Annotated in this window: 18 protein-coding genes and 1 other RNA gene; 7 read left to right on the top strand and 12 right to left on the bottom strand. The window is 67.3% G+C overall.

The features are described from left to right. Positions 1-50: 50 nt before the first annotated feature. The 3 genes from AB4Y99_RS01555 to AB4Y99_RS01545 are packed head-to-tail and all read left to right on the top strand — an operon-like array spanning position 51 to position 3,316. Positions 51-509 (top strand): (2Fe-2S)-binding protein, encoded by a 459-nt coding sequence (locus AB4Y99_RS01555; protein ID WP_441522155.1) that lies wholly within the window; start codon positions 51-53, stop codon positions 507-509. A 3-nt stretch (positions 510-512) separates the two neighbouring features. Continuing rightward, complete coding sequence (locus AB4Y99_RS01550; protein WP_441522140.1) at positions 513-2,693, top strand: xanthine dehydrogenase family protein molybdopterin-binding subunit; 2,181 nt, start codon at positions 513-515, stop codon at positions 2,691-2,693. Then, positions 2,693-3,316, top strand: coding sequence for an Isoquinoline 1-oxidoreductase subunit (locus AB4Y99_RS01545; protein WP_441522139.1), 624 nt, complete (start codon positions 2,693-2,695; stop codon positions 3,314-3,316). The genes AB4Y99_RS01550 and AB4Y99_RS01545 overlap by 1 nt, the downstream gene beginning before the upstream one ends. A gap of 6 nt (positions 3,317-3,322) precedes the next feature. Here AB4Y99_RS01545 and murD read toward each other — a convergent pair whose 3' ends face one another. The 9 genes from murD to AB4Y99_RS01500 form a co-directional block, all read right to left on the bottom strand. Continuing rightward, positions 3,323-4,777, bottom strand: coding sequence for a UDP-N-acetylmuramoyl-L-alanine--D-glutamate ligase (murD, locus tag AB4Y99_RS01540; protein WP_441522138.1), 1,455 nt, complete (start codon positions 4,775-4,777; stop codon positions 3,323-3,325). Positions 4,778-4,787: 10 nt separating this feature from the next. Then, on the bottom strand, positions 4,788-5,870 hold the full coding sequence (gene mraY, locus AB4Y99_RS01535) for a phospho-N-acetylmuramoyl-pentapeptide-transferase (RefSeq protein WP_441522137.1): 1,083 nt from the start codon (positions 5,868-5,870) through the stop codon (positions 4,788-4,790). Between the two features lie 37 nt (positions 5,871-5,907). Then, positions 5,908-7,332, bottom strand: coding sequence for a UDP-N-acetylmuramoylalanyl-D-glutamyl-2,6-diaminopimelate--D-alanyl-D-alanine ligase (locus tag AB4Y99_RS01530; protein ID WP_441522136.1), 1,425 nt, complete (start codon positions 7,330-7,332; stop codon positions 5,908-5,910). Further along, positions 7,332-8,783, bottom strand: coding sequence for a UDP-N-acetylmuramoyl-L-alanyl-D-glutamate--2,6-diaminopimelate ligase (locus AB4Y99_RS01525; RefSeq protein WP_441522135.1), 1,452 nt, complete (start codon positions 8,781-8,783; stop codon positions 7,332-7,334). Before AB4Y99_RS01525 ends, AB4Y99_RS01530 begins: the two co-directional genes overlap by 1 nt. A 27-nt stretch (positions 8,784-8,810) precedes the next feature. Beyond that, a complete protein-coding gene (locus AB4Y99_RS01520; RefSeq protein ID WP_441522134.1) occupies positions 8,811-10,589 on the bottom strand; it encodes a peptidoglycan D,D-transpeptidase FtsI family protein in 1,779 nt (592 codons plus the stop codon). Further along, positions 10,586-10,972: a cell division protein FtsL gene (gene ftsL, locus AB4Y99_RS01515; RefSeq protein ID WP_441522133.1), complete on the bottom strand. Its 387-nt coding sequence runs from the start codon at positions 10,970-10,972 to the stop codon at positions 10,586-10,588. The genes AB4Y99_RS01520 and ftsL overlap by 4 nt, the downstream gene beginning before the upstream one ends. A 2-nt stretch (positions 10,973-10,974) precedes the next feature. After that, positions 10,975-12,015 (bottom strand): 16S rRNA (cytosine(1402)-N(4))-methyltransferase RsmH, encoded by a 1,041-nt coding sequence (gene rsmH, locus AB4Y99_RS01510; protein WP_441522132.1) that lies wholly within the window; start codon positions 12,013-12,015, stop codon positions 10,975-10,977. Then, positions 12,012-12,485, bottom strand: a complete 474-nt coding sequence (locus tag AB4Y99_RS01505; RefSeq protein WP_051987495.1) for a division/cell wall cluster transcriptional repressor MraZ — start codon at positions 12,483-12,485, stop codon at positions 12,012-12,014. The genes rsmH and AB4Y99_RS01505 overlap by 4 nt, the downstream gene beginning before the upstream one ends. A 338-nt stretch (positions 12,486-12,823) precedes the next feature. After that, complete coding sequence (locus AB4Y99_RS01500) at positions 12,824-13,306, bottom strand: MarR family winged helix-turn-helix transcriptional regulator (RefSeq protein ID WP_113252488.1); 483 nt, start codon at positions 13,304-13,306, stop codon at positions 12,824-12,826. A gap of 147 nt (positions 13,307-13,453) precedes the next feature. On the opposite strand from AB4Y99_RS01500, the gene AB4Y99_RS01495 reads away from it, so the two are divergent. Beyond that, the gene (locus AB4Y99_RS01495) at positions 13,454-13,876 is read left to right on the top strand and encodes an organic hydroperoxide resistance protein (protein WP_441522131.1); all 423 of its coding nucleotides are present in this window, start codon (positions 13,454-13,456) and stop codon (positions 13,874-13,876) included. A gap of 64 nt (positions 13,877-13,940) precedes the next feature. Here the strand turns inward: AB4Y99_RS01495 and rnpB are convergent. After that, positions 13,941-14,332, bottom strand: an RNA gene (gene rnpB / locus AB4Y99_RS01490) — RNase P RNA component class A. 56 nt (positions 14,333-14,388) lie between these two features. Beyond that, positions 14,389-15,120 carry a lytic transglycosylase domain-containing protein gene (locus tag AB4Y99_RS01485; protein ID WP_441522130.1) on the bottom strand — a complete coding sequence of 244 codons (732 nt, stop codon included), beginning with the start codon at positions 15,118-15,120 and terminating at the stop codon, positions 14,389-14,391. 312 nt (positions 15,121-15,432) lie between these two features. Between AB4Y99_RS01485 and AB4Y99_RS01480 the strand changes: the two genes are divergently transcribed. From AB4Y99_RS01480 to AB4Y99_RS01470, 3 genes are all read left to right on the top strand, one after another. Beyond that, entirely contained in the window at positions 15,433-16,182 is a 750-nt protein-coding gene (locus AB4Y99_RS01480) for a molecular chaperone DjiA (protein ID WP_038358897.1), read from the top strand. Between the two features lie 11 nt (positions 16,183-16,193). Beyond that, positions 16,194-17,012, top strand: coding sequence for an N-acetylmuramoyl-L-alanine amidase (locus AB4Y99_RS01475; RefSeq protein WP_441522129.1), 819 nt, complete (start codon positions 16,194-16,196; stop codon positions 17,010-17,012). A 100-nt stretch (positions 17,013-17,112) separates the two neighbouring features. Further along, positions 17,113-18,054 carry a diguanylate cyclase domain-containing protein gene (locus tag AB4Y99_RS01470; RefSeq protein ID WP_441522128.1) on the top strand — a complete coding sequence of 314 codons (942 nt, stop codon included), beginning with the start codon at positions 17,113-17,115 and terminating at the stop codon, positions 18,052-18,054. Between the two features lie 42 nt (positions 18,055-18,096). On the opposite strand, the gene AB4Y99_RS01465 is transcribed toward AB4Y99_RS01470, so the two are convergent. Continuing rightward, positions 18,097-18,405 carry an alkylphosphonate utilization protein gene (locus AB4Y99_RS01465; RefSeq protein ID WP_113252492.1) on the bottom strand — a complete coding sequence of 103 codons (309 nt, stop codon included), beginning with the start codon at positions 18,403-18,405 and terminating at the stop codon, positions 18,097-18,099. Positions 18,406-18,473 lie beyond the last annotated feature (68 nt).

Below are 18,473 nucleotides of genomic sequence, written 5' to 3'. Positions count from 1 at the left end.
CGATCCGCACCATGGTGCCGCGCTGCGTCATGCCAGCATCGGAGGCAACCATGGTCTCTCTCAAGGTCAACGGGACGACGCATACCGTCGAYGTCGACGACGAYACGCCCYTRCTKTGGGCGATCCGCGACAATMTCGGCCTGACCGGCACCAAGTTCGGCTGYGGYGTCGCGCAATGCGGCGCCTGCACSGTCTTCATSGACGGSMAGCCKCTGCGCTCCTGCGTCACGCCGGTCTCGGCGGTCGGCACGAGCGAGATCACCACCATCGAAGGCCTCGCCGGCAAGGAGGCGGACGCCGTCCAGGCCGCCTGGACCAACCGCGACGTGCCGCAATGCGGCTATTGCCAGTCCGGCCAGGTGATGAGCGCGATCGCTCTGCTCAAGGAAAACAAGAAGCCGACCGATCGCGACATCGACCTCGCGATGAACGGCAATCTCTGTCGTTGCGCAACTTACGTCCGCATCCGCGCCGCGATCCATGACGCGGCCCGCGCGCTGGAGATCTGAGCCATGACCGCGCATGATCCCAAGCTCTCCCGCCGCTCACTGCTCGCCGGTGCCGGCGCCMTCGTCATCGGCTTCCACCTGCCGCGCGCCGCGAAGGCCCAGTCCGGCGCCGGCGCGGCCTATCGGCCGGGCGGCAACGCCACCTTCGCGCCGAACGCCTTCATCCGCGTCGCGCCCGACTSGACCGTGACSGTGCTGATCAAGCATATCGAGTTCGGCCAGGGKCCMTTYACCGGSCTYGCSACGCTCGYMGCCGAGGAGATGGACGCMGMCTGGRGCCAGATGCGCGCCGAGCACGCCCCGGCCGACGTCAAGCTCTATGCCAACCTCGCCTTCGGGGTGCAGGGCACCGGCGGCTCGACCGCCATCGCCAATAGCTGGGAGCAGATGCGCAAGGCCGGCGCCGCCGCCCGCATGATGCTGGTGCAGGCCGCTGCCGATGCCTGGAAGGTTCCCGCCGGCGAGATCACCGTCTCCGACGGTGTCATCAGCCACACTTCCGGCCGCAAGGGCTCGTTCGGGGAGTTCGCGGAAGCGGCCTCGAAACTGCCCGTGCCCGAAAACCCGCCGCTGAAGCCGGCCTCGGCCTACAAGCTGATCGGCAAGGAAGGCGCCGTGAAGCGCCTCGACAGCGCCGACAAGTCGCGCGGCAAGGCGCAGTTCACCATCGATATCCACGCGCCGAACATGCTGACGGTCGTCGTCGCCCGCTCACCGCGCTTCGGCGGCAAGGTCGCGAGCTTCGATGCGGCCGAGGCGCTCAAGGTCAAGGGCGTCGTCGATGTGAAATCGATCGGCTACGGCGTCGCGGTCTATGCCAATGGCATGTGGCCGGCGCTGAAGGGCCGCGAGGCGCTGAAAGTCACTTGGGACGACAGCGCCGCCGAAAAACGCGGCAGCACCGAGCTGATCGCCGAATACCGCAAGCTCGTCCGCCAGCCCGGCACGGTCGCCGGCAGCCATGGCGACGCCGAGGCCGCGCTGGGCAAGGCCGATAAGGTCATCGAGGCGGAGTTCGTCTTCCCCTATCTGGCACATGCGCCGATGGAGCCGCTCGACGGCTATCTCGAATGGGATGGCGAAAAGGCGCATGCCCGTTTCGGCAGCCAGTTCCAGACGACTGAGCACCAGACCATCGCCGCCGTCCTCGGCCTGCCGCCGGAGAAGGTGACGCTCGAGACCATGCTCGCCGGCGGCAGCTTCGGCCGGCGCGCGCAGGTCAGCCAGCATCTCGCGGCCGAACTCGCCACCGTCGCCAAGACGATCGGCCCGAATCGCCCGGTCAAGGTGGTCTGGACGCGTGAGGACGACCTGACCGGCGGCTATTACCGCCCGCTCTTCGTCCATCGCTTCCGGGGCGCGGTGAAGGACGGCAAGATCGCGGCATGGTCTAGCACGCTCGTCGGCCAGTCCTTCTTCCTCGGCACGCCCTTCGAGGCGATGGTCGTCAAGAACGGCATCGACGCGACCTCCGTCGAGGGCGCCAACGAGATCTTCTACGAGGTGCCGGATTTCCGTTGCGAGGTGCATAATCCCAAGGTCGGCGTGCCGACTTTGTGGTGGCGCTCCGTCGGCCATACCCATACCGGCTATGCCGTCGAATGCTTCGTCGACGAATTGCTGCAAGCCGCCGGGCAGGACCCGGTGCAGGGCCGGCTCGCCATGATGGGCGACAGGCATCCGCGCGCCGCCGGCGTGCTCAAGGCCGTCGCCGATCTGGCGGGCTGGAAGGGAGGCGCGCCGGTGGACGGACGCGCCCGCGGCGTCGCCGTCGTCGAGAGCTTCGGTTCTTTCGTGGCCCAGATCGCCGAGGTCTCAATGGGGCCGGAGGGAGAGCCGAAGGTCCATAAGGTCTGGTGCGCGGTGGATTGCGGCGTCGCCGTCAATCCTGACATCATCCGTGCCCAGGTCGAAGGCGGCATCGGCTTCGGCCTCGGCCATGCCCTCTACGGCCAGATCACCCTCGATGGCGGCCGGCCGGTCCAGACCAACTTCCACGAATACCGCTCGCTGCGCATCAACGAGATGCCGGAGGTCGAGGTCAGGATCATCGCCTCGACCGAGAAGCCGAGCGGTATCGGCGAGCCCGGCGTCCCGCCGATCGGCCCGGCTGTCGCCAATGCGCTCGCTGCGCTCGGCCACGGCCGGCCGCGCCAGCTGCCGATGCAGGGAGGCAGCGTCTGATGGGCCGCAATCTCCTCCTCGCCGCCGCGGCGGCACTAGCGGTCTGCGTCACCGGCAGCGCGCTGACGCTGGCGCAGAACAGCCCTCAGCCCGGCGGCGCGAGCTTGCGCCCGGCTGCGAGCTTCGCCTCGATCGCCAACCAGCGCGACCGCTCGGTCGCGCTCTTCAACGAGATGGGCAAGGTCCTCCAGAGTCCGCGCTGCATGAACTGCCATCCGGCGACGGAGCGGCCCCGCCAGGGCGATATCCGAAAGCTGCATGAGCCACTCGTCGTACGCGGCAAGGACGGGCACGGCGCGCCCGGCCTGCAATGTTCGACCTGCCACGGCAAGGAGAACTACGATCCCGCCCGGATCCCCGGCGACGGGCATTGGGCGCTGGCCCCCGCCTCCATGGCCTGGGAAGGCAAGAGCCTCGCCCAGATCTGCGAGCAGTTGAAGGACCAGAACCGCAACGGCAGCCGTGACACCGCCGCGCTGATCAAGCACGTCACCACCGACAGTCTCGTGCTCTGGGCGTGGAAACCCGGCAAGGGTCGCGAGCCCGCTCCCGGCACGCCGGCAGAATTCGGCGCGCTGATGCAAGCCTGGGCCGATAGCGGCTCTGCCTGCCCGGCGTCCTGAACCTGACTACCCTTTCGGGGCAGCCGGCTTTCCGGCAGTCCCGAAAGGCTCGATTCCCGGCAACGCCATGACCAGCTTGMGGAACGCCTCGCCGCGCACCTCGAAATTCGGGAACTGGTCGAAGGAGGCGCAGGCCGGCGAGAGCAGCACCGCGATCTCGCCCTCGCCGGATTTCGCCAGCGCGTCGCGCGTCGCATCGGCCACCGCCTTGTCGAGCGTGACGCTGCGCTCATAGGCGACGCGCCCCTCATCGTCGAAGGTCGCGGCGAAGAGGTCGCTCGCGGCGCCGATCAGATAGGCTTTGGCGATGTTCGGGAAATAGCGGCGCAAGGACTCGATGCCGCCCTCCTTGGCCTTGCCGCCGAGGATCCAGAAGATATCGCGGAAGGAGGTCAGCGCCTTCTCCGTGGAATCCGCGTTCGTGGCTTTGGAGTCGTTGATGAAGACGACGCGGCCGATCCGGCCGAGTTCCTCCATGCGGTGCGCCAGCCCCGGATAGGTCTTGAAGCCCGCTTCGATCTCCTCCGCGCTCAGGCCCAGCGCCGAGCAGGCAGCGAAGGCCGCGGCCGCATTCTGCGCATTGTGCGAGCCGCGCAAGGAGCCGATGCCGGCGAGATTGGCGACGACGCGGGGCTTGCCGTCCTTGACCTCGACGATGCGCGTATCGAGCCGGCCCTGATTGGCGGTGACGCCCGCAAAGACGCCCTCGTCCAGTGGCTGCTCGCCGCTGATCTTCACCAGCGGGCGGCCCCCGGCGGCGCGGCGGCGCGCCATCTGCTTGGAAGGCTCGTCATCGACGCCGACCACGGCGATGTCCGCCGCCGAAACCAGCCGCTCCTTGATCCCCGCATAGTTCTCCAGCGAGCCATGCCGGTCGAGATGATCCGGCGTCAGATTCATCTGGATGCCGACGCTCGGAGTCAGCGAAGGCGCGAGGTCGATCTGGTAGCTCGAGCACTCGATGACGTGGATGCGGTTCGCCGCCGGCGGCTCCAGCGCCAATACGGCCGTGCCGATATTGCCGCCCATCTGGACGTCGCGACCGGCCTGCTTCAGCACATGCGCGATCAGCGCCGTCGTGGTCGACTTCCCGTTGGTGCCGGTGATGCAGACGACCGGAGAAGCCGGCGCGATCTTCGCCCGCTCCAGAAAGAACAATTCGACATCGCCGATGATCGCGACACCGGCTGCGTTGGCCTTCCCGACCGTCCAGTGCGGCTCGGGATGGGTCAGCGGCACGCCGGGCGAGAGCACGAAAGCCGCGAAGCCCGACCAGTCGGCGCTGGCGAGATCGACGACGGCGATGCCCTCGGCCGCCGCCTTCTCGCGGCTTTTCTCATTGTCGTCCCAGGCGGCGACCTCGGCACCGCCCGCCTTCAGCGCGCGTGCCGTGGCGAGGCCGGAACCACCGAGGCCGAACAGGGCGACCTTGCGCCCGGCGAAGACCGTGACGGGCGTCATCTTTCCGCTCTCAACGCAGCTTCAGCGTGGCGAGGCCGACCAGCGCCAGCACCACGGAGATGATCCAGAAGCGGATCACCACCTGCGGCTCGGTCCAGCCCAGCTTCTCGAAATGGTGGTGGATCGGCGCCATCAGGAAGACGCGCTTGCCGGTGCGCTTGAACACCCCGACCTGGATGATGACGGACAGCGCCTCGACCACGAAGAGGCCGCCGACGACGGCCAGCACGATCTCATGCTTGATCGCCACCGCGATGGTGCCGAGCAGCCCGCCAAGGCCGAGCGAGCCGGTGTCGCCCATGAAGATCTGGGCCGGCGGCGCGTTGAACCAGAGGAAGCCGAGCCCCGCCCCGATCACCGCCCCGCAGATCACCGCAAGCTCGCCCGCGCCGGGAACGTGATGGATCTGCAGGTAGTTGGCGAAGATGACGTTGCCGACGAGATAGGAGATGAAGCCGAAGGTGCCGGCCGCGATCATCACCGGCACGATGGCGAGCCCGTCGAGTCCGTCCGTCAGGTTCACGGAATTGCCGGCGCCCACCACCACGAAGGCCGTGACCAGCGGGAACAGGATGCCGAGCGGGATGATCGCTTCCTTGAGGAAGGGCATGGCGAAGCCCGACGAGATCACCGGGGGCTGAATCTGCATGATGAGGTAGCAGGCGATCAGCGCGACCACGACCTCGATGGCGATGCGCGCCCTGCCCGAGAAACCCTTATGCGACTGCTTCGTCACCTTCAGGAAGTCGTCATAGAAGCCGATGGCGCCGTAGGCAGCGGTGACGCCCAGCACGATCCAGACATAGGGGTTGCGCAGATTGCCCCAGAGCAGCACGGCGGCGAACAGACCGGATAGGATCATCAGCCCGCCCATGGTCGGCGTGCCGCGCTTGGCGAGATGCGATTCAGGGCCATCGGTGCGGATCGGCTGGCCCTTGCCCTGCTTGATGCGCAGCCAGGAGATCGCCGCCGGCCCGAAGAAGAAGACGAAGAGCAGCGCCGTCGCCGTCGCCCCGCCCGCCCGGAAGGTGATGTAGCGGAAGACGTTCAGCGCGGGGAAGGTGCCGGACAATTCGGCGAGCCAGGCGAGCATGTCTTGGTGATCTTTCGGGAAACGTTCGGAGGGTGGTTCAGTCTTCGGACGGCACGGCAGGAAAGCGCGCGAGGAGCGCCTTGACGATCGGCCCCATGCGCGAGCCCAGCGATCCCTTGACCGTGACGACGTCACCGGCGCGGACCGCATCGAGCACGAGCGGCTCCAATTCGCCCGCCGCGGGGGCATAAGCCCCCCGCATGGCCGAAGGCAAGCTCTCATAGAGCCCCTTCATCAGCGGTCCGCAGGCGAAGACCCTGTCGATGCCGTTCGTGACGAGCGGCTCCGCCAGCCCCTTGTGCAGCTCAGCCCCGCTCGGACCGAGCTCGAGCATATCGCCGAGCACCGCGATGCGCCGCCCCCTGCCCTCGACCGGCAGGCGTCCGAGATTCTCGATCGCGGCCCGCATCGAGGCGGGGTTGCCGTTATAGCTTTCGTCGAGCAGCGTGAAGCGTCCGCCCGGCATCTGCAGCACCTGTCGCGCGCCACGTCCCGCCGGCGGCCTGAGATCAGCGAGCGCCAGCGCGGCCAGCGCGAGATCGGCGCCGAGCGCATGGACGGCGGCGAGCACAGCGAGCGAATTCAGCACGATATGCTTGCCCGGGCTGCCGAGCTTGTAGGTCACCGGTTGGCCGAGCACCCGCGCCTCGACCGTCGAGATGTCGGGCTTCAGCGCGCAGGAGACGAGCCGGACATCGGCATCGGGGCTTTCGCCGAAAGTGATGATCCGCCCGGCCGGACCGGATTTGGCGATGTCGCGCAGCAGTTCGGATTGCGGGATGTCGGCATTGACGATCGCCGTGCCGCCCTTTTCGAGCTCCCAATAGACCCCGGCCTTCTCCTCCGCGATGCCTTCGAGGGAGGCGAAGGCGGCGAGATGCACCGGCGCGATCGTGGTGACGATGGCGACCTGCGGGCGCACCAGCCGCGCCAGCGGCACGATCTCGCCGGGGCTGTTCATGCCGATCTCGTAAACGCCATAGGCGACATCGGCCGGGGTGCGAACCAGCGTCAGCGGCACGCCCCAATGGTTGTTGTAGGAGGCGACCGGAGCATGGGTCCTGCCCTGCCGCGACAGCACGAGGCGCAGCGCCTCCTTGGTGCCGGTCTTGCCGACCGATCCAGTGACGGCGACGACACCGGCCTTCAGCTCCGCCCGGCGGGCCGAGCCGGCAGCCTCCATCGCTTTGAGCACATCGGGAACGATGGCGAGCGCGCCCGCCCCGTTGAATTCCGCCGCATGGGCCTCATCGATCACCGCGAGCGCCGCGCCCTTCTCCAGCGCGCCCTTGACGAAGTCGTGCCCGTTACGCGCCTCGCCGGTGATGGCGAAGAAGACGTCGCCGGGCTCCAGCGTGCGGGTGTCGATCGAGGCGCCGGTCACAACCGGCGGCACGGCGCCTTCGGACCGCGCGCCAAGCGCGGCGATCAACGTGTCTCCGCTCCACAAGGGCGCGCTCATCACTGGATCTCCGACAACGCTTTCCGGACCACGTCGTGATCGGAGAACGGCAATGTGCGCTCGCCCACGATCTGGCCGGTTTCATGGCCTTTTCCGGCCACGACCAGCAAATCCCCAGGCATCAGCATGCATACCGCGCTTCTGATCGCCTCCTCGCGGTCGCCGATTTCCAGGAGCCTCGGCGAGGCGGCCATGATCTYGGCCCGGATCACCGACGGATCCTCGCTGCGTGGATTGTCGTCGGTGACGATGGCGATGTCGGCCTTCTCGGCTGCGATGGCGCCCATCAACGGGCGCTTGCCCTTGTCGCGGTCGCCACCGCAGCCGAAGACGCAGATCAGTCGCCCCGTCGCATAGGGACGAAGCGTCGTCAGAACCGCGGCGAGCGCATCGGGCTTGTGGGCGTAGTCGACGACGACGAGCGCGCCATTGGCTTCGCCGACCCGTTCGAGCCGTCCCGCCACCCCCTCCAGCCCGGAAATCGCCTCTAACGCCCGTCGCTTATCCTCGCCGGTCGCGATGGCGAGCCCGGCCGCGACCAGCGCGTTTCCGGCCATGAAGTCACCGACCAGCGGCAGCGAAACCGAAATCCGCTCACCGCCGAAACCGATGGTCAGCCGCTGCACGAAACCGTCCCGCTCATTGGCCAGCAGCGTCAGCGTCTCGCCCTTGCGGCCGACGCCGATGATCGGGTGCCCGCCTGCTTCAGCGGCGCGCGCCGCCTCTTCGGCATAAGGCTCGTCCCGGTTGATCACAACCGGCGCCCCGGCCGGCAGCAATTCCCAGAGCCGGAGCTTGGCGGCGAGGTACTCTTCGACGCTCGGGTGATAGTCGAGATGGTCGCGGCCGAGATTGAGGAAGGCTCCTGCCTTCAGACGCACCCCATCGAGCCGGCGCTGGTCGAGCCCATGCGAGGAGGCCTCCATCGCGAGATGGGAGACGCCCTCGCCGGCCAGCCTGTCGAGCGTGGCATGCAGCGAAAGCGGGTCGGGCGTGGTCAGCGAGCCGTAATCGGCACCCTTCGCGGTGACCACGCCGATCGTGCCGACGCTGGCGGAGGAGCGCCCGAGCGACTGGAAGATCTGGCGGGTGAAGTCGGCGACCGAGGATTTTCCGCTCGTCCCTGTCACAGCGACGATGGTTTCGGGCTGGCGCGGATGGAGCTTCGCCGCCGCCAGCGCCAGCGCGAGGCGCGGGTCCTCGACCTCGGCGAAGGCGACGCCGGCCGGCAAATCCGCCGGGCGCGGGCCGCCCGAAACGACGGCGATGGCGCCATGCCCGACCGCGTCCATGATGAAGCGCGCGCCATCCGCCTTGGCACCGGCAAGCGCGACGAAGACGTCGTCCCCCGTGACCTTGCGGCTGTCGAAGGCGACGCCATGTACCGGCTGACTGGCGGCGTCAGCCTCGAAGGTCTCGGGAAAGAGGTCTCCGAGGCTCAGTCCGGTCATCGTCATGCTCACCGTTATAGGCCGAGATCAGCGCGAGCCCCAGGCCCCGAGCTTCGCCATCAGCGGGAAGGGCGAAGGCGGCGGGTCGAAGCGCGGTGCGACGCCGAGCAGCGGAGCCGCGCGTTCGATCAGCTTGCCCGTGGTGACGCCGCCGTTCCAGGCCGCCGTCGAATAACCGCCGCTCTCGGCATAGCCCTTCGGCTCGTCATAGATGGTGAGGAAGAGATAGCGCGGCTTGTCGGACGGCACGATGGCCGTGAAGGTGGTGAAGTTCTTGTTCTTGGAATAGCGACCGCCGATGACCTTCTCGGCCGTGCCGGTCTTGCCGCCGACGAAATAGCCGGCGACATCCGCCTTCTTGGCCGAGCCCTTCTCGCCATTGATGCGCATGATGAAGCGCAGCGCCTCGGAGGTCTCCGGCTTGATCACGCGGGTCGCGACCTGCATCGCCTCCTCCTGCGAGCGCTTCAGGAAGGTCGGCTTCATCAGATAGCCGCCATTGACCAGCGCGCCGACGGCAGCGATCGCCTGCAGCGGCGCGACGGCAAGGCCGTGGCCGAAGGCGATGGTCGCGGTGTTGATCTCGCCCCAGCGCTGCGGAACGATCGGGGCGGCGCTCTCCGGCAGCTCCGTCGTCATCCGGTCGAGCTGCATCATCTTCTTGAGGAAGGCCTTGTGGCCCTCGACGCCGACGGCCAGCGCCATCTTGATCGAGCCCATATTCGAGGAGTGCACGAAGACCTCGGGGACGGTCAGCGTCCGGCCGGTGCCGTGATATTCCTTGATGACCTGGCGGCCGAASCGCATCATGCCGCCKGCRGTCGARWAGSTGGAGTTGATGTTKRCCTTGCCGGARTCCAGCGCCATCGCGATGGTCAGGGCCTTGAAGGTCGAGCCCATCTCGTAGACGCCGACACTCATCCGGTTGATCCGGTCCTTCTCCAGCGCATCGACCGGATTGTTCGGGTCGAAATCCGGCAGCGAGACCAGCGCAATGACCTCGCCGGTGGTGACGTCCATGATCGCGCCCGCGGCGGCGATCGCCTTGAAACGCTCCATGCCCTTGACCAACTCGTCGCGCAGCACATGCTCGACGCGCAAATCGATCGAGAGCTTGATCGGCTTCAGGTCGCTCGCCTGGCTGGTGAGGCCGGCGCCGTTCAGGTCCTGCAGCCCTTGCGAGTCGATGTACTTCTCCATCCCGGCGATACCGATATTGTCGATATTGGCGAAGCCGAGCACATGCGCGGCGGCCGGGCCGTTCGGATAGAAGCGCTTGTGCTCGGGCAGGAAGCCGACGCCGGGGATGCCGAGGCGATAGACCTCGGCCTGCTGGCGCGGCGTGATCTCGCGCTTGACCCAGACGAAGCCCTTCTTGGTGCCGAGCTTGTCGCGCAGATCCTTGGCGTCGAGTTCGGGCAGCACGGCCGTCAAAAGCTCGGTCGCYTCGTCCTTGTCGAGGATCTTGCGCGGCTCGGCGAAGACCGAGACGACGCCGATATCGGTGGCGAGGATCTCGCCATTGCGGTCGACGATGTCGGGCCGGGCCGCCGAAATCGCGTTCGAGCTCGCCCGCCGGATGCCGACCTGCTCGTTCGGCAGCGTCGCCAGCAGCGCAAGCCGGGCGGTGATCGCGATGAACAGCACCGAGAAGCCGAGGATGACGAGGCCGACGCGCGGCTGCGCCTTCTCGCCACTCATATGGAAGACGTCGCGCAGCCAGGCGAGACGCGAACGCTGGACGGGCGCCTCGAAGATTTCCGTCTCGGCCGCGGGGGCCTGTTCGGTCCGGGTCGTGTCGGTCATGGCATGGCTCCGGGCGTGGTCGCGCTCGCCTTGGCGCTTTTCGGCGTCTCCGTCGGCAGGCCGAGGCCCAGATCCTCGAGCTTGCGGCCGATGGCATCGACCTTGGGGCCGCGATTGGGAATCTCGGACGGCTTCACCACCTGCGTCGCCTGGAAGGGCTGCAGATCGAGATGCCGGTCGGCCAGCGTCTGGACGCGGTCAGGGCGGTTGAGGAACTGCCATTCCGCCTTGAGCACCTGGATCGCGTCGCGTTCGCGCTGCGTCTTGGTCTTGAGCTTCTGCAGGTGCTCGGTCGCCAGCGTCGTCTCGTACTTGATCGTGTAGGCATAGACCGCCGAGGAGACGAGCGCGCCGATGGCGATGACATGGAGAAACTTGATCACGCTCAGCTTCTCCGGCGTGGCGAGGGTTCGGGAATGCCGGCGAGCGCGACGAGCCCGGCCTCGGCCCGGCGTGGCGGCGCCTCATTGCGCTCGGCGACACGCAGCTTGGCCGAGCGCGCGCGCGGATTGGCCCGCATCTCCGCCTCGGAGGGCGCGACCGCGCCCTTCTCGACGAGGCGGAAGGTCGGCTGCGCTGACGTAACCGCGGGCGCATGGCGCGAGCCGGATGGCATGCGGCCGGAGCGCTCGGCCAGGAACTGCTTGACGATGCGGTCTTCCAGCGAATGGAAGGTGACGACGACGAGCCGTCCGCCCGGACCCAGCACGGCTTCCGCCGCATGCAGGGCGCGAACCAGCTCGCCGAGCTCGTCATTGACCGCGATGCGCAGCGCCTGGAACACCCGCGTCGCCGGATGCGCMCCGCCGGGCTCGCCCCTGACGATGCCGGCGACGAGATCAGCAAGCTGCTTCGTCGTGGCCAGCGGCGCCTTGCGGCGCGCCTCGATCACGGCCCGCGCCACGGCGCGCGACCGGCGCTCCTCGCCATAGTGATAGAAGATATTGGCGAGCAGCCCTTCCTCGGCCTCGTTGACGATGTCGGCGGCGCTCTGCCCCTCGCCGCTCATGCGCATGTCAAGCGGACCGTCGAAGCGGAACGAAAAACCGCGCTCGGGCTGATCGATCTGCATCGACGAGACGCCGATATCGAGCACGACGCCGTCGAGCGGGACCATGCGGAAGCGCTCGGCCTCCTCGGCGAGTTCGCCGAAGCGCGCCTGCGACAGCGTCAGCCGCCCGGCCATCGCCGCAACCAGATCGGCCCCGCCTGCGATCGCGCTCGGATCACGGTCGAGCCCGAGCAGGATCGCATCCGGCGCGACATCGAGGATCGCCTTGCTGTAGCCCCCTGCCCCGAAGGTGCCGTCGAGATAGCGCCCGCCCGGCTTCGGCGCGAGCGCGGCCAGAACCTCCGCGAGAAGCACGGGCACGTGACGAGGCGCCTCGCCACCGGCACCGTCACGACGGTCACCCTGGTCCGTCATGAGCTCGAACCTCCTGCCGTAACGGTCAATCCTCCAAGCGTCCGCTTGACGTCGCGCAGCCGGCTCCGCGCCGCGTCGAGATGGGCGCGGAAGCGCTCCGGCTCCCAGATCTGGAATTTGTGGCCATGTCCGACGAACGTCACCGCGTCGCCGATGCCGGCATGCGCCTTCAGCGCCTCGCTCAGCACGATCCGCCCTTCCGGGTCGACCTTCAGCACCTCCGAGGTGCCGTTCAGCGCCGTCGAGAGCAGCTCCCACTCGTCCGAGAACGGCGAGAAGCGCGCCAGGATGTCGTCGATCGTCGCCCGCAGCGCGTTGCCCCCGGCATCGAGCGCCGGCAGGTCGAGCCCCTGATGGACGTAAAGCCCCTCGTAGCCGTCCTTCGCAAGAACGGAGCGAAAGCTCGAAGGAATGGAAACGCGCCCCTTGGCGTCCAGCCGGTTGGTGAAGTTCGAGACGAAGCGGTCCATCAACGCCGCCTCCCGGCCTGCTCTCCACATCACCGCCGGACACAGGTCCCTGCGGCGGAAAACCCCTCCGTCGAAGCAGGCAAGCAGCGCCCGGCGACCAAAATCCGCGCGGCACACGGAGCCTGATCTGAGAACTGCCTGTCGGCTTCGACGGGATGATTTGGGATATCATGGGCAAWYATGGGCGTCAATGGAATCGCCGGCACGAGTCGGTGCCTGCGATGGCTCGCTGCCATCACAGCCCGTTATGGTTAAGTATCCGTAAGCACGGGGAATTCGCCTCGTTTCCGCCGCAATTCAAAGCGGCGGACCGAGCGAGAACCTGAAAAAATTTCCGCTCAGTCCTCGCGGGCGGCCGCCAGCAGGGCATCCCGGACAAGCCCGAGCTGCTCGCGCAGCCCCTTGGCGCCGGGCGCGGTGGCGCCCAGAGCGCAGCCGATCGCCTCCTGAACGCGACGGCCCTGTGCGCGCAGGGCCTCGCCCTTCTCGCTCAGATGGATGCGCACCTGCCGCTCATCGGCCGCGTCGCGCTCGCGCCGGAGGACGCCCGCACTCTCGAGCCGTTTCAGCAGCGGCGTCAGCGTGCCGGAATCCAGCATCAGCCTTTCGCCGAGCACCTTCACCGTCGGCCCGTCATCTTCCCACAATGCGAGCATGACGAGATATTGCGGATAGGTCAGCCCRAGCTCGGCCAGCACCGGCCGGTAGACGCGGTTGAAGGCATGGCTCGCCTGATAGATCGCGAAGCACAATTGCTGGTCGAGCCGCGGCGTTGCGGCGTCGCTCTGCTCGCGGTCGGATTTGTCCCCGGACACCATCATGCCTCTGCCATCGCCTTCTCAACGCAAAGCCGAAACCGGAGCGACAATCAACTCCGCGTGATCATCTCAAATTTCATTGTTGACAATCTAATTGCACACAATCTAAATGRCAAGCATTGGTTTACCCGAGAGAGAAGGAACCCGACCATGAAGATCCTCTACACCGCCCATGGCTCCGCCACCGGCGGCCGCGAAGGCCAGGCCGCGACCGATACCGGCAACGTCAAGCTCGTGCTGAACACGCCGAAGGAACTCGGCGGCGGCGGCGGCGACGGCACCAACCCGGAGCAGCTTTTCTCGATGGGCTATTCGGCCTGTTTCCTCGGCGCGCTGAAGTTCGTCGCCGGCAARGAGMAGGTRAAGATCCCRSMRGASGCSCGCGTCAGCGCCGATRTCGGCATCGGCCCGCGCGACGACGGCACCGGCTTCGGCATTGCGGCCAAGCTGACGATCTCCGTTCCCGGCGTGGACAGGGCGGTGGTCGAGGACCTCGTCCAGAAGGCCCATATCGTCTGCCCGTATTCCCACGCCACCCGCGGTAACATCGACGTCGAGCTGAAGGTCGCCTGAGAGCCGCACGGTGCAGGACAAGCGAAAGGGCCGGGATCGCTCCCGGCCCTTTCCGCATCCGGTAGGTGCCAGTCGGCCTATAAGCCGGGTTCTGGATGGCTGCGGAATTTCTTCCGCAACGTGACGGCCATTCCTCTGGGACGCGCATTGCTGCGCGCCTCGAGCAACCAACCCGGACGACAAGGCTCAGAAACCAGCCCCTCCCCGCTTGCGCGGAAAGCATCGTCCCTATTCGGTTTTGCTCCCGGTGGGGCTTGCCATGCCGGCCCCGTTGCCGGGCCCGCGGTGCGCTCTTACCGCACCTTTTCACCCTTACCTGCGGCCGAAGCCGAAGGCGGTTCGATCTCTGTGGCGCTTTCCCTGGGGTCGCCCCCGCCGGACGTTATCCGGCACCGTGTTTCCGTGGAGCCCGGACTTTCCTCCCCCGCAAGCGGGAGCGGCCGTCCGGCCGACTGGCGAGGGGGAGATGCGCGCTGGCGCGGCCGGCGTCAAGCACGGCCGCAAAATAGCGGTCAGTTGCGAGCGGTGATGGTGCGCACTTTGGCACAGTAGGTGCGGTTGGCGCCGTTCATATGCGTCGTCATATGGCCGCTCTGGTACTTCATGACGGTGCGGCAGGTATCGCCGCCGGCCATCCGATAGGCCATCGCCAGATATTTCATGCCGTAGCGGGCATTGGTCTCGGCATCGAGCAGCCCGTTCGCACCGCCGGAGTAGCCCAGGCCGCGTGCAGTCTGATGGCGGATCTGCATCAGGCCGAAATTGCCGGCATGGGATGCGCGCGGGTTGTAGCGGCTCTCGATCCGCACCACAGCATCGGCCAACGAGAACGGAATCCCGTTCTCGGCGGCATGGCGGGCGACCAGCGCCCTCAGCCCCTCGGAACCGGCCGGCGCGGCGAGCGGCGTCCTGCCGGAGCGCGCCTCGGCGGCCTTGACGTGGCGGAGATCTTCCTTCGCGGCGGCCCGGGCTTCCTTGCCCGTTTTCGCCGGCGCCTTGGTCGCGGCAGCGCCCAGACTTCCGGTCGTGTCGCCGGCCTTCTCGCGAGCGATTTCAGCGTCCCGAACGAGCAGCGCCCTGGGGTCCGTTTCCGCGTTCACGAATTCCCCCGCCGACGCAATCGCGGGAAGGCTAATCAGGAGCGCAACAGCGAGACCGCCAAAGACATACCGCATGATGAACCGAACCTCATCTGGACAGAACTGATTGGAAGGTGCGGTCAAATGCTGATGGAATGTGTCCATAATCTGGCGCCATCGACAGAAAAAGACCATGTAGATTGTGCAACGCGGAATTTAATCTATATTAAGCTGTGAAGTATTTAAACGTATTCGGCGCCCCTATAAGCTTCGCCGGCGCATCGGGAGGCGCCGCGAAGCAACAAAAGCGAATCGCGGCCACGTTTCCGCCGCATTCCGATCAATTCGTACGATTCGATGCGTCAGGCCGTCGCGTTGCGGGCTCGTCGACCGGCCGCCTCTTGATCGCAGCCCTCCGCGCTCCCATCATGCAAGCCGCGCTTCGGCGCATGGGATTCACGGGAGACCCGGCCTTTTATGGCTTCATCATTCTGGGGTGCGCTCGGTGGCGGCGGGCTTGGGCTCGCGCTGGGCGGCCCGTTGGGCGCGCTCCTGGGGGCTCTCGCCGGGCATGTGCTGATCGATCGCGAAGGCGCTCCCTTCGGCCCGGCCCCACGCGAGCTCGTCTTCACCACCGGCCTCGTCGCGCTGGCCGCCAAGATGGCGCGCTCAGACGGTGTCGTGACCTGTGACGAGGTCACCGCGTTCCGGCGCATCGTCGACGTGCCGGCCGATCAGCAGGAGCGTGTCGAGGCGCTGTTCAATCTCGCCAAGCAGACCAGCGCCGGCTTCGAGGCCTATGCCACGCAGATCGCGGGCGCGTTCCATGACGAACCGGCGCTGCTGGAGGACGTGCTCGACGGCCTCTTCCTGATCGCTGCCGCCGATGGCGCGATCCATGAGGCCGAGCATGCCTATCTCCGTGCCGTCGCCGGTATCTTCGGCATAGCCGACAGCGACTTCGCCCGCATCGAGGCGCGGCATGTCCGCCGGCGCGACGATCCCTATCTGGTCATCGGCGCCAACCGCGAGATGAACGACGACGAGTTGAAACGGCATTATCGCCGCCTCGTCGCGGCGACGCATCCGGACCGCGAGATCGCGCGCGGCCTTCCGGCCGAAGCCGTCGCGATCGCGACCAAGCGTCTCGCGGCCATCAATGCCGCCTGGGATGCGATCCAGCACGAGCGCGGCCTGCATCGCCGCCTCTCGCATCAGCCCGCCTGACACGCCATCCCATGGACGAGATCGTCAGCTCCGCCGCAGCCAATCCCGCCTCAGCCGGACCGGACAGCCGCTTCGCCGCCAAGATCTTCCCCTCGCCCAACCATGGCGAGCGGAAGAACCCCGACGGCACGCCCGGCCGCCGGCCCGACATGCTGATCCTGCACTACACCGGCATGCCGGTCGCGGGAGAGGCGCTGCAATGGCTGTGCAACCCGGTCTCGCAGGTCTCCTCGCATTATTTCGTCTTCGAGAACGGCCATACGCTCCAGCTCGTGCCGGAGGGCCGGCGTGCCTGGCATGCCGGCGCCTCGCATTGGGCCGGCGAGACCGACATCAACTCCTGCTCGATCGGCATCGAGATCGCCAATCCCGGCCACCCCGGCGGCCTGCCCGACTTTCCCGACGCCCAGATCGCAGCGACGCTGAACCTCTGCCGCGACATCTGCGAGCGCTGGTCGATCCCGCCCGAGCGGGTGCTCGCCCATTCGGACGTTGCGCCCGGCCGCAAGATCGACCCCGGCGAGAAATTTCCCTGGCGGCATTTCGCAGAAGGCGGCGTCGGCCTCTGGACCGAAGCCCCACCGATTCGCGGCGGGCGCTTCTTCGCCCGTGGCGAGAGCGGCCAGCCGGTCGAGGCGCTGCAGGCCATGTTCGCCATGCTCGGCTATGGCGTCGCGGTCGACGGCGTCTTCGACGAGAAGCTGGAAGCGGTCGTCGCCGCCTTCCAGCGCCACTGGCGCCCGGAGAAGGTCGACGGCGTCGCCGATTCCTCCACGATCACGACGTTACGCGACCTGCTCGCCGCGACGCAGGGCGCGCGCATGGCCTGATCGCGATCCCGTGAGGAGCCGCATGCCCCGGGAAGCTCTCACAAGGCTCGCTTAACTCCCCTGCTCTATTGTAGTTTGTCCGGCTAGGCGACCGGAGGGGATGGCCTTGAACATCGAGCAGCAGCGCATCGCTTCGGAGCTCTGTCGGGTTTCCGGCAAGCCCTCCTCCATCGGAGCCTGGGAGTGCAATCTCGCAAACGTGTCGCTGAGCTGGACCGACGGGGTCTACGATCTGTTCGGCCTGCAGCGTGGCTCCACGATCCAGCGTTCCTCGATCCTCGACCTCTATGAGGAAAGCTCGCGCACCGAGATGGATCGGCTGCGCAGCAAGGCGATCCGCACCGGCGAGGCCTTCTCCCTCGACTGCCGCATTCGCACCGCAAGCAACGAGAAGCGCTGGATGCGCCTGATCGTCGGCGTCGGCTATCAGCATGGCCGCCCGTTCCGCATCTTCGGCTCGAAGCAGGATGTCACCGCCGAGAAAGGCCTTTGGACAGGCCTCGCCACGCTGAAGCAGCGCGATCCACTCGTCGAGCGCTCGGCTCGGCGCAGCTTCGAGGACCTCGTCGCCCAGACCTTGCTCGACCGGCGCCTCGAACAGGAAACCTTCGCGCTGATTATGCTCGACATCGATGATTTTCACGACATCGTCGATGCTTTCGGGCCAGCAGCCAGCGATGAATTGCTGCTCCGCTTCGAAGAGCGGCTCGCCCGGCTCTTCCCCGATGCTTTCGCCAGCAGCCGCATCGGCAAGAGCCAGTTCGCCCTGCTGCTGCGGATGTCGGCCGGGCAGCAGCGCCTCGCCGCCAGTCTCGAGAACGCGCAGCATCTGTTGTCCCGCCCGATCATGCGCGGACATGCGGTGATCGACTTCACGATCTCGATCGGCGCCGTCGTCCTCAATGGCGAACGCCACCGCGATCCCGCGGCCCTCTTCGCCGAGGCCCATGCCGCGCTTCACGTCGCCGGCATGACCGGCGGCAACACCTTGCAGATGTTCGATCGTCCCCTGGCAAGCCCGCCATTGCGCCTGGCACAGTGAGTCTCGTATAGGCCCCGGCGCAGCGCGCCGGTCGCCGGCGCCTCAGCGCTTGCGCACGAACTCGGTGCGCAGCACGAGCCCCTTGATCGCATCGTGGCGGCAATCGATCTCGTCGGGATCATCAGTCAGGCGGATCGAGCGGATCACCGTCCCCTGCTTCAGGGTCTGGCCGGCGCCTTTCACCTTGAGATCCTTGATCAGAACGACGGAATCGCCGTCGGCCAGCACATTGCCGGCGGCATCGCGGACCTCGACGCGTGCGGTCGCGGCAGCCGCAGCCGCCACCTCCGAAGCCGGGCGCCACTCGCCCGTCGCCTCGTCGTAGACGTAATCGTCGTTATCGTCGGCCATGGTCACTCCGCCCGGCTTGCCGCCGGGCAACTCCCGACCGGCGCGGGTTAAACGAGCCGGCGCGACAA

The organism is Allobosea sp. TAB14 (assembly GCF_052113865.1).
GTDB classification, from domain to species: Bacteria; Pseudomonadota; Alphaproteobacteria; order Rhizobiales; family Beijerinckiaceae; genus Allobosea; species Allobosea spartocytisi.
The sequence above is the reverse complement of the archived record's forward strand: the minus strand, read 5'-3'. Positions and strand labels throughout refer to the sequence as shown.

What these genes read in the sequence shown, in the direction of transcription:
- AB4Y99_RS01545 (WP_441522139.1), top strand. Translation starts at nt 2,693, where the DNA reads ATGGGCCGCAATCTCCTCCTCGCCGCCGCGGCGGCACTAGCGGTCTGC.
- mraY (WP_441522137.1), bottom strand. Translation starts at nt 5,870, where the DNA reads ATGCTCGCCTGGCTCGCCGAATTGTCCGGCACCTTCCCCGCGCTGAAC.
- AB4Y99_RS01530 (WP_441522136.1), bottom strand. Translation starts at nt 7,332, where the DNA reads ATGAGCGCGCCCTTGTGGAGCGGAGACACGTTGATCGCCGCGCTTGGC.
- AB4Y99_RS01505 (WP_051987495.1), bottom strand. Translation starts at nt 12,485, where the DNA reads ATGGACCGCTTCGTCTCGAACTTCACCAACCGGCTGGACGCCAAGGGG.
- AB4Y99_RS01485 (WP_441522130.1), bottom strand. Translation starts at nt 15,120, where the DNA reads ATGGACACATTCCATCAGCATTTGACCGCACCTTCCAATCAGTTCTGT.
- AB4Y99_RS01480 (WP_038358897.1), top strand. Translation starts at nt 15,433, where the DNA reads ATGGCTTCATCATTCTGGGGTGCGCTCGGTGGCGGCGGGCTTGGGCTC.
- AB4Y99_RS01475 (WP_441522129.1), top strand. Translation starts at nt 16,194, where the DNA reads ATGGACGAGATCGTCAGCTCCGCCGCAGCCAATCCCGCCTCAGCCGGA.
- AB4Y99_RS01470 (WP_441522128.1), top strand. Translation starts at nt 17,113, where the DNA reads ATGGCCTTGAACATCGAGCAGCAGCGCATCGCTTCGGAGCTCTGTCGG.
- AB4Y99_RS01465 (WP_113252492.1), bottom strand. Translation starts at nt 18,405, where the DNA reads ATGGCCGACGATAACGACGATTACGTCTACGACGAGGCGACGGGCGAG.